Below are 10,161 nucleotides of genomic sequence, written 5' to 3'. Positions count from 1 at the left end.
CCGGCGGGTGCGCCGCCGTCGGCAACGAGGGCGCCGTCGGCCCCGGCGGAGGCGGACGGGGATCCGGAGGCGGACGGGGACGCGGGCGAGCCCGCGGCCGGCGCCGGCGCCGGGGACGGGGACGGCGCACCTGGCGACGAGGCCGGCACGCCCGTCGGCGCCGGCGCGGATGACGCGGGCACTCCCAGGGGCGATTCCGGCGCCCGCGTCGGCCGGGCCGCGCTGATCAGACCGGATTCCTCGGCCAGGCCGGCCGCGAACAGCACCTCAGCGGCGGCGCGGCCGGACGCGCAGGGCAGCGGCTCGCCGCAGACCGGGCAGGGGGCCGTGCCGTCGCGGGGTCCGGTTCCGCCGCCGTGCGCCGCCAGCATCTCCCGCGCGGTGCGCGCCAGCACGCTGCCCGGATCGATGAACGTTGGTGATGCCATCGTTTCTCATCCCTCGGTCACCGCACGTCGCCGGGCACGGCGACGCCACGTCGTCACAAGCGTCATGCCTAGTTCACCGCTTCTTGCCCCGGTTCGTACTGTTTTCCGGCAATTGACAGGCGAAAGCGGTCCCGAAAGCCGGGAGCCCGGCGCGGCGGCCCCTGGTGGTGTGCGCCAACCTCGCCCCACGCTCTCATCGAATTCACTCACTGCACTTGAGAGGTGACTCTTCGTATCATCGAAGAACATCGGGAGGTATCCATGGACGACACCGAGCTGTACCGCGAGCAGATCCTCCGGCACGCCGGGCCCGTCATCACCGGCCGATTCCTCGGATTCCGCGCCTCGTACACCCGAGAGGTGCCGATCCGCCGGCCTCTGGTCCTGGCCCTGTACGTGGCCGCCACCGTCACGCACGCCCTCGGCGCGCTGGTGCTCGCGCTGCTGCGTACCGGCGGGCGCGGCGCACGGCGGACCTTCAAGGATCTCAAGAAGGGCCCCGAATTCCTGGTCACGCCGATGCGCATGCGCGACGACCTGGGGCGGCTGTACGAGGTGGAGATGCACGGCCATCTGCCGCAGTCCGCACTCTACCGCGGCGACCTGATCCAGATCACCACCCGGCCGCAGCGTGACGAGAAGCTGCCGGTCCGGCTGGTCCAGGTGATCAACCTGACCACGCTGCAACCGCTCACCCCGCGCGTGCCGACGATGTGGTCGCATCTGGGCCCGGCGCTGATGCTGCAAGCGGTGGTCGGCCTGGTGGTGCTGGCGGCGGTGGCGGCGGCCTGGCTCACCTAGACTCGCACCGGGCTGGCCGCGCCTGGCCCGCCGTGCCTGGGCCCGCCGCGCCTGGACCCGCCGCGGGACGCCGTCTCGCTGCGGCCGCACGGGATTGCCGGGCGCCCGGCCGGGGAAGAGAAAACCCGGCAAGGTGTGACGGCGGGTGCGGCAGGAGGGGTGGTGCGCCGTGGGCGAGGAGGTCGATCGGCGCGAGTTCAGCCGCGAGGACCGAGCCCGGTACCGGCAGAAGATCCGGCGCGGCCTCGACGTGTTCGCCGCGATGCTGCGCGAGTCCCGGTTCGAGTTCGAGCGCCCGCTGACCGGCATGGAGATCGAGCTCAACCTCATCGACGCGAACGCGGACCCGGCGATGCGCAACGCCGAGGTGCTCAAGGCGATCGCAGATCCGGATTTCCAGACCGAACTGGGCCAGTTCAACGTCGAGATCAACGTACCGCCGCGGCGGCTGGCGGGCAGCGAGAACGCCGACCTGGAACGGACGCTGCGGGCGAGCCTGAACAACGCCGACGAGCACGCGCGTACGGTCGGCGCGCAGATGGTGATGATCGGCATCCTGCCGACGCTGCGGCGCGAGCACATGACCGCCGAGGCGCTGTCGGCCAACCCGCGCTACGCGCTGCTCAACGAGCAGATCTTCGCGGCGCGCGGTGAGGACCTGGACATCCGCATCGACGGCGTGGACCGGCTCGCGGTCACCACGGACACCATCGCGCCCGAGTCCGCCTGCACCAGCACCCAGTTCCACCTGCAGGTCAGCCCGGGGCAGTTCGCCGCGTACTGGAACGCCGCCCAGGTGATCGCCGGGGTGCAGGTGGCGCTGGGCGCGAACGCTCCGCTGCTGTTCGGCCGGGAGCTGTGGCGCGAGACCCGGATCCCGCTGTTCGAGCAGGCCACCGATACCCGGTCGGAGGAGATCCGGGCGCAGGGCGTGCGGCCGCGGGTGTGGTTCGGGGAGCGTTGGATCACCAGCGTGTTCGACCTGTTCGAAGAGAACGTCCGCTATTTCCCGGCGCTGCTGCCGATCTGCGACGACGAGGACCCGGCGGAGGTGCTGGAGCGGGGCGACACCCCCGAGCTCGGCGAGCTGCGGCTGCACAACGGCACCGTCTACCGATGGAACCGGCCGATCTATGCGGTGGTGAAGGGGCGCCCGCATCTGCGTGTGGAGAACCGCGTGCTGCCCGCCGGCCCGACCGTGGTGGACACCATGGCGAACGCCGGCTTCTACTATGGACTCATCCGGGCGCTGGCCGACGCGGAGCGTCCGGTGTGGACGCAGATGTCGTTCAGCGCGGCCGAGGAGAACTTCCACGCCGGCGCCCGGCACGGCATCGACGCGACGGTGTTCTGGCCCGGCCTGGGCTATCTGCCGGTGACCGAGCTGGTGCTGCGCAGGCTGCTGCCGCTGGCCGCCGAGGGGCTGGACCGCTGGGGCGTCTCGGCCGCCGAGCGGGACCGGCTGCTGGGCGTCATCGAACAGCGCTGCCTGACCCACCGCAACGGCGCCCAGTGGCAGGTGGACACGCTGCACGCGCTGGAATCCGAGGGCCGGGACCGGCGGGAGGCGCTGCATGAGATGCTGCGCCGGTACGTGCCACAGATGCACGCCAACGTGCCGGTGCACGAGTGGACCGGCTGACCGGGCTGACCGGCCGACGGGGCCGGATCTAGCCGAGCCCGTCCAGCCAGGACAGCACCCGGGCGGCGCCGTCCTCGGCGCGCAGCCGCGTCGACAGCGCCCGCGCTCCGGCGGCCAGGCTCGCGTCGGTGGTCGCCGTGCGCAGCGCCGCCGCCAGGCGGTCCGCGGTCAGGCGCGACAGCGGCACCGGCGCGCTCGCCGCGCCCAGCCGGTGCAGCCGGCGCGCCCAGCCGGTGCAGCCGGCGCGCCCAGAACGGCTGATCCGCCAGCACCGGCACCGGCACCGCGGGCACCCCGGCGCGCAGACCCGCGGCGGCGGTGCCCGCCCCGGCGTGGTGCACCACGGCGGCCATCCGCGGGAACAGCCACTCGTGCGGCGCCGCGCCGATGGTGAGCACGTCGGCGGAGGTCACCTCCAGCCCGGCCCAGCCCGCCTGCACCACCGCGCGGACACCGGCTGCGCGCACCGCCCGACGCACCGTCCCGGACAGCCGCTCCCCCTGTCCCGGCCCCATGCTGCCGAACCCGAGGAACACCGGCGGCGGCCCGGCGGCCAGGAAGTCGGTCAGCGCCTGCGGCGGGCGCCAGTCCTTCTCGGGCGCGGGCCACCAGTAGCCGACGATCTCCAGTTGCCGCCGCCAGTCGGACGGCCGGGGCACCACGGCGGTGCTGAAGCCGTGAAACGTGGGGTACCGGCCGCCGTCCTGGCGCTCGCGCAGCGCGCCGATCGGTTCCCGGGGCAGCCCCAGCCGCCGGCGCAGCGCGCGGACCGGCCCGGCGTAGACGCCCCGGCCGGCGGCCAGCGCGGCGGCGGTGACCGCACGATTCCCGCGCCGGCCCAGCGACCGGCCGCCGAGCAGCACCGAGCCGAAGTCGCCGGTGGGATCCACCGGCTGCAGGAACGCGCCGGCCCACGGCACCCCGGCCGCCTCGGCGACCTGGTAGCCCAGCGGCGCGACAACGGTGGACAGCAGCATCGCCTGCGGCCGGGCGGCCCGCGCGGCGGCGGCGATGCCGTCGCCCAGCCCGTCGACCAGCGGCCGGGCGATGCGCAGCAGCCGGGCCAGCGCGCGGGGTCCGGTGCCCGAGCCGCGGCCGTCCTGACCGCGGGCCTGCGGGAGGATCGCGCGCAGGTCGCCGGGCAGGGCGGCGAAGGCCAGCCCGGCCCGGGTGAACTCGCCGGCGAAGGGCGCGTGCGAGGCCACCGTGACCTCGTGGCCCGCGTCGCGCAGGCGCACGCCGAGACCCGTGTACGGCGCCACGTCGCCCATCGAGCCGGAGGTCACGATCAGCACCCGCACGCGGGCATCATGACATGGGACTCGGTCGCCACGGACGCCGTACGCGACGCGGGCCGGGCGGAATGATCCCGGCGGGGTCCGGGCATGTCCGCTGGCGGGGACAGCGGCGGCTCGCCGCGCCGGCGAAGGAGGCACGCGCATGGACGTCGTCATCGGGATCGACACCGGGACCACCGCGACGAAGGGGGTCGCGGCGGGGCCAGACGGCGACCTGCGCGCCACCGCCAGCGTGCACTACCCGCTGTCGGTGCCCGCGCCCGGACGCGCGGAGCTGGACCCGGACCGGCTGCGCTCGGCGGCGGTCGAGGCGCTCGCCGACGTGGCCAAGCAGTGCCGCGAGCGTGGCGACCGGGTGATCGCGGTGGGGCTGAGCAGCTTCCTGCACGCGGTGGTGCCGATGGACCGCGACGGCCGCCCCCGGGGCCCGCTGGTCACCTGGGCGGACGCCCGCGCCGGGCGGCAGAGCCGGGCGATCGCCGCGGCGACCGACGCCAAACGGCTGCAGGAGCGCACCGGCACCCCGGTGCATCCGATGGCGCCGCTGAGCAAGCTCGCCTGGTGGCGGGAGAACGACGCGGACCTGCTGCGCGAGACTCCCCGCTGGGGCGGGGTGAAGGAGCTGGTGCTGGGCGCGCTGGCGGACGCGCCGTTCCGGCTCGACCTGTCGGTGGCCTCCGGCACCGGCATGTACGACATTCACGCCCGGCGGTGGGACGACGAGGCGCTGGAGATCACCGGCGTGCGCCGGGAGCAACTGGCCGAGGTGGTGCCCACGACGCAGCGGCTGCGCCTGCACCCGGACGCCGCGAGCGCCGCCGGGCTGCCGCCGGACACCCCGCTGATCATCGGGGCCGCCGACGGGCCGCTGGCCAACCTCGGCGTCGGCGCCACCCCGGCCGGGGTGGCCGCCGTGTCGCTGGGCACCAGCGGCGCGCTGCGCACGGTGGTGGACGCCCCGGTGGCCGACCAGTCGGGCCGGTTGTTCTGCTATGCCCTCACCGAGGACCGGTGGGTGATCGGCGGCGCGGTCAACAACGCCGGCTCGGTGGTGCGGTGGGCCGGGCAGAGCTTCGCCGGCGGGTTCGCCCGCCCGGCGGCCGAGGGCGAGGACGCCGACGAGCGCGACGCCGCCCTGCTGGAGGAGGCGGCCGGCGCGCCGGCCGGCAGCGACGGGCTGCTGTGCCTGCCGTACCTGCTGGGCGAACGGGCGCCCTGGTGGCGTTCCGGGCTGCGCGGCGCGTACCTGGGACTGCGCCGTGAGCACGGCCGGCCGCACCTGGTCCGCGCCGCGGTGGAGGGTGTGTGCCAGCAGCTCGCGCTGGTGCGTGACTCGTTCACCACGGCCGGCCGTGAGGTGACCGAGGTGCGGGCGACCGGCGGCGCGGCGGCGTCCGCGCTGTGGGTGCGCACCCTGGCGTCGGCGCTCGACCTGCCGGTGGCGGTGGCCGACACCCCGGAGGGCACCGCGCTGGGCGCCTGCCTGCTGAGTCTGCACGCGCTGGGTGAGCTGCCCGACCTGGACACCGCCGCGGCCCTGGTCGCGATCGACGAACCGGTCCGGCCGGATCCGCAGCAGGCGCGGATGTACCGCCGGCTGCGCCCGCTGGTGGAACGCTCCGCGCTGGCGGTGTCCGACGTGGTGGCCGAACTGGACGAGCTGGCACCCGAGCCGCTGCCGGACACCGAGGAAGCGGTGACGCACGGCTCTCATTGACGGCGGCACCGGTGCGGGGCCTAGAGTGACGGGCGAGCGGTCGCGGAGGAACCCGGTGCGAGTCCGGGACGGTCCCGCCACTGTGACCGGGGAGCGAGCCTTCCACGACGCCACGGCCGGCACACGCCGGCCGGAAGGCGGAGGGCAGCGTCGATCCGGGAGTCAGGAGACTCCGGCTGCTCGTGTCACCGGGCGCGCGGGCGAGGACACCCGCGCAGGAGGGATCATCAGTGCTGCCGCCTTACCCTTTCTCGGCCGTGGTCGGCCTCGACGACCTGCGCCTCGCCCTGCTTCTCACGGCCGTGTCCCCCGGCGTCGGAGGCGTGCTGGTGCGCGGCGAGAAGGGCACCGCCAAGAGCACCGTGGTGCGGGCGCTCGCCGCTCTGCTGCCCGACGTGGACGTGGTGCGCGGCTGCCGCTTCGGCTGCGATCCGGCGGCGCCTGACGGCGCGTGCCCGGACGGCCCGCACCCGGCCGACGCCCCGCGGGGCCGCCGCAGCGCCGCGCTGGTGGAGCTGCCGGTGGGCGCCACCGAGGACCGCGTGGTCGGCACCCTGGACATCCAGCGCGCGCTGGCCGACGGGGTGAAGGCGTACGAGCCCGGCCTGCTGGCCGCGGCGCACCGCGGGGCGCTGTACGTGGACGAGGTGAACCTGCTGCCGGATCACCTGGTGGACCTGCTGCTGGACGCGGCGGCGATGGGCCGCGCCCACGTGGAACGCGACGGGGTGTCGGTCAAGCACGCCGCCCGGTTCCTGCTGGTCGGCACCATGAACCCGGAGGAGGGCGAGCCGCGCCCGCAACTGGTCGACCGGTTCGGTCTGGTGGTCACGGTGGCCGCGCCGCAGGACGCGGCGCAGCGCGCCGAGGTGGTGCGCCGCCGGCTGGCCTACGAGGCGGACCCGGCGGCGTTCGCGGTCCGGTTCGCCGCCGACGAGGACGCCCTGCGGGCCCGGATCGCGGCGGCGCGGCGGGCGGTTCCCGGGGTGCGGCTGCCGGACGCGGAGCTGGACCGGGTCGCCCGGATCTGCCTGGCGTACGGGGTGGACGGGATGCGCGCGGACATCGTGGTGGCCCGGTGCGCGGTGGCCCTGGCGGCCTGGCACGGGCGGGACCGGGTCACCGGCGACGACGTGCGCGACGCCGCCCGGCTGGCGCTGCCGCACCGTCGCCGCCGGGACCCGCTGGACCCGCCGGGCACCGACGAGCAGCGGCTGGACGAGGTGCTGGACGCCGCGGGCGGCGATCCGCCGGACGACGCCCCGCCGCCCCCGGACGACGCCCCGCCGCCCCCGGACGACGGCGCACCGGACGACACCCCGCCCGGCGGTGGGCCCGGTGGTGGGCCCGGCGACGGGCCTGCGGGCGGCCCGCCGGCAGGAGGCCCCCGGACAGGCATGCCACCGGACGGGACGCCACCGGACGGGACGCCAGCGGACGGGACGCCAGCGGACGCGCCGCTGTCTGGCGAGACCACCACCGCCCCGCCGCCGGACCAACCGCCGCGCACCAGCGGCGCACCCGCACCGGCCGCACCGGCGGGGGCGGCCTATCGCACCCGGGCGCTGCGCATCACCGCCCGCGGCGAGGGCGGGCACGCCGGGCGGCGTTCCCCGGCGTACGCGCGGCGCGGGCGGGTGGTCGGCTCGCGGGTGCCGCACGGCCGCGCGGGCGCGCCGCATCTGCCCGCGACGCTGCGCGCCGCCCTGCACCGCGGCAGCCGCCGGGTCACCCGGCACGACCTGCGCGAGGCGGTGCACGTCGGCCGGGAGGCCAATCTGGTGCTGTTCGTGGTGGACGCCTCCGGCTCGATGGCCGCCCGCAAGCGGATGACGGTGGTCAAGACCGCGGTGCTGTCCCTGCTACGCGACGCCTACCAGCGGCGCGACCGGATCGGCATGATCACGTTCCGGGGACGCGCGGCGCACCAGGTGCTGCCGCCCACCTCCAGCCACGAGACCGGCGTGCTGGCGCTGGCCGACCTGCGTACCGGAGGGCGCACCCCGCTGGCCTCCGGGCTGCGCGCAGCCGCCACCACCCTCGCCACCGAACGGCGCCGCGACCCCCGGCGACGCCCGTTGCTGGTCGTGGTGACCGACGGGCGGGCCACCAGCGGCCCGGACCCGGTGCTTGTCGCGCCGGCCCTGGCCGGGGTGGCCACGGTGGTCGTCGACTGCGAGTCCGGTCCGGTGCGGCTGGGCCTGGCCGGGCGGCTGGCCGCCGCGCTGCAGGCCGATGTGATGCCGTTGGAACGTCTGGAGGTTGCCTGATGCCCCGCGGAAAGGTCGACGTCGTCCCGGACGACGGGCTCACCACCCGGCAGCGCCGCCGCCAGGCGGTCCTGGCCGTGCACACCGGGCACGGCAAGGGCAAGTCCACCGCGGCGTTCGGGATGGCGCTGCGGGCGTGGAGCGCCGGCTGGCCGATCGGGGTGTTCCAGTTCGTCAAGTCGCCGAAGTGGCGCGTCGGGGAGGAGTCCGCGCTCAAGGCGCTGGGCGCCGCCGGCGGCGCGAGCGTCACCTGGCACAAGATGGGCGAGGGCTGGTCCTGGATCCAGCGCCCGGGCACCGAACGCGACCATGCCGCGGAGGCCGCCGAGGGCTGGGCACAGATCAAACGGGATCTGGCCGCGCAGACCCACACGTTCTATGTGCTGGACGAGTTCACCTACCCGATGAGGTGGGGCTGGGTGGACGTCGCCGACGTGGTCGCCACGCTCGCGGACCGGCCGGGCACCCAGCATGTGGTGATCACCGGCCGGGACGCCCACCCGGATCTGGTCGCCGCGGCCGACCTGGTGACCGAGATGACCAAGGTGAAGCATCCGATGGACGCCGGGCGCAAGGGACAGCAGGGCATCGAGTGGTAACGGTGCCGCGGGTGGTGATCGCCGCGCCCGCCTCCGGCCACGGCAAGACCACCGTCGCCACCGGGTTGCTCGCCGCGTTCACGGCGCGCGGCGCGGTGGTCGCCCCGTTCAAGGTGGGGCCGGACTACATCGATCCCGGCTATCACACGCTCGCCGCCGGGCGGCCGGGCCGCAACCTGGACCCGGTGATGCTCGGCGAGGACCTGATCGCGCCGATGTTCGCGCACGGCGCCGCGGGGGCGGACCTGGCCGTCGTGGAGGGGGTGATGGGCCTCTACGACGGACGCACCGGCGCCGGGGACACCGGGTCCACCGCGCATGTGGCGCGTCTGCTGCGGGCGCCGGTGATCCTGGTGGTGGACGCCGCCGCGCAGGGCCGCTCGGTGGCCGCGCTGGTGCACGGGTTCCGCTCCTTCGGCGACGTCCGCCTGGCCGGGGTGATCCTCAACCGGGTCGGCTCGGACCGGCACGAGGCGCTGCTGCGCGAGGCCTGTGAGGAGGTCGGCACGCCGGTGCTGGGCGCGTTGCGCCGCGCCGACGCGGTGGCCGCGCCCTCGCGTCACCTGGGTCTGGTGCCGGCCGCGGAACGGCACGCCGAGGCGACCGCGTCGGTCACCGCGCTGGCCGCACTGGTGGCCGCGAACGTCGATCTGGACGCGGTGCGGCAGGTGGCGGGCACCGCGGGGGCGCTGCCCGCCACGCCGTGGAGCCCGGCCGACGCCGATCCGGTGCCGGGCCGTCCCACGGTCGCGCTCGCCGGCGGGCCGGCGTTCTCCTTCGCGTACGCGGAGACCGCCGAGCTGCTGTCCGGCGCCGGGGCGCAGGTGCGCGTGGTGGATCCGCTGCGGGACACCGCCCTGCCCGACGGTGTCCGGGCACTGGTGGTGGGCGGCGGGTTCCCCGAGGTGTACGCCGCCGAGCTGTCCGCCAACGAGCCATTGCGCGCCGCGGTGGCGGCGCTGGCCGCGTCCGGCGCGCCGATCGTCGCCGAGTGCGCCGGACTGCTGTGGCTGTGCCGCACGCTGGACGACGCGCCGATGTGCGGGGTGCTCGACGCGGACGCTGCCATGACGCCGCGGCTCACCCTCGGCTACCGCGACGCGGTGGCCCTGACCGGCAGTCCGCTGGCGGCGGCCGGGGAACGGCTCACCGGCCATGAGTTCCACCGCACCACCGTGCATCCGCGGTCCGGGTTGCTGCTCTCCCCCGCCGGCGGCGCGGCGTGGGCGTGGCGCGGCGCCGACCCGGAGGGTTTCGCCGGGCCCCGGCTGCACGCGTCGTACCTGCACCTGCATTGGGCGGCACGCCCGCGGCTCGCGCGCCGCGTGGTGCAGACCGCCGCCGCGGCCACGCCGCCCGGCTGACCCTCCGCCCGAGACGGCTGCCCCGGACCCGGCAGCCCCCGG

The 10,161-nt window shown here is 76.0% G+C and carries 7 protein-coding genes, 1 pseudogene and 1 riboswitch; of the genes and pseudogenes, 6 read left to right on the top strand and 2 right to left on the bottom strand.

Annotation, left to right across the window (positions count from 1 at the left end; all coding sequences use genetic code 11):
* Nucleotides 1-428, bottom strand: a 428-nt coding sequence (locus IEY73_RS29970) for a hypothetical protein (RefSeq protein WP_268240501.1), incomplete at its 3' end; no start/stop codon positions are given.
* Nucleotides 429-689: 261 nt separating this feature from the next.
* Between IEY73_RS29970 and IEY73_RS29965 the strand changes: the two genes are divergently transcribed.
* Entirely contained in the window at nucleotides 690-1,229 is a 540-nt protein-coding gene (locus tag IEY73_RS29965; protein WP_189082708.1) for a hypothetical protein, read from the top strand.
* Between the two features lie 169 nt (nucleotides 1,230-1,398).
* Nucleotides 1,399-2,871, top strand: a complete 1,473-nt coding sequence (locus IEY73_RS29960) for a glutamate-cysteine ligase family protein (RefSeq protein ID WP_189082707.1) — start codon at nucleotides 1,399-1,401, stop codon at nucleotides 2,869-2,871.
* 272 nt (nucleotides 2,872-3,143) lie between these two features.
* Here IEY73_RS29960 and IEY73_RS34460 read toward each other — a convergent pair.
* Nucleotides 3,144-3,224: pseudogene (locus IEY73_RS34460) on the bottom strand (hypothetical protein); the annotation flags it as partial.
* 1,087 nt (nucleotides 3,225-4,311) lie between these two features.
* Here IEY73_RS34460 and IEY73_RS29955 point away from each other — a divergent pair.
* The 4 genes from IEY73_RS29955 to IEY73_RS29940 all read left to right on the top strand — a co-directional run bounded on the left by IEY73_RS29955 (nucleotide 4,312) and on the right by IEY73_RS29940 (nucleotide 10,119).
* Nucleotides 4,312-5,886 (top strand): gluconokinase, encoded by a 1,575-nt coding sequence (locus IEY73_RS29955; protein WP_189082706.1) that lies wholly within the window; start codon nucleotides 4,312-4,314, stop codon nucleotides 5,884-5,886.
* Nucleotides 5,887-5,932: 46 nt separating this feature from the next.
* A riboswitch (cobalamin riboswitch) is annotated at nucleotides 5,933-6,058 on the top strand.
* 10 nt (nucleotides 6,059-6,068) lie between these two features.
* The gene (locus IEY73_RS29950) at nucleotides 6,069-8,156 is read left to right on the top strand and encodes a VWA domain-containing protein (protein ID WP_444543391.1); all 2,088 of its coding nucleotides are present in this window, start codon (nucleotides 6,069-6,071) and stop codon (nucleotides 8,154-8,156) included.
* Complete coding sequence (cobO, locus tag IEY73_RS29945; protein WP_189082704.1) at nucleotides 8,156-8,755, top strand: cob(I)yrinic acid a,c-diamide adenosyltransferase; 600 nt, start codon at nucleotides 8,156-8,158, stop codon at nucleotides 8,753-8,755. The genes IEY73_RS29950 and cobO overlap by 1 nt, the downstream gene beginning before the upstream one ends.
* On the top strand, nucleotides 8,749-10,119 hold the full coding sequence (locus tag IEY73_RS29940; protein ID WP_189082703.1) for a cobyrinic acid a,c-diamide synthase CobB: 1,371 nt from the start codon (nucleotides 8,749-8,751) through the stop codon (nucleotides 10,117-10,119). Before cobO ends, IEY73_RS29940 begins: the two co-directional genes overlap by 7 nt.
* The last annotated feature ends 42 nt before the right edge of the window (nucleotides 10,120-10,161 follow it).

It is taken from the genome of Mangrovihabitans endophyticus (assembly GCF_014646155.1).
GTDB classification, from domain to species: domain Bacteria; phylum Actinomycetota; class Actinomycetes; order Mycobacteriales; family Micromonosporaceae; genus Actinoplanes; species Actinoplanes endophyticus.
This window is presented reverse-complemented; position numbering and strand designations above follow the sequence as displayed.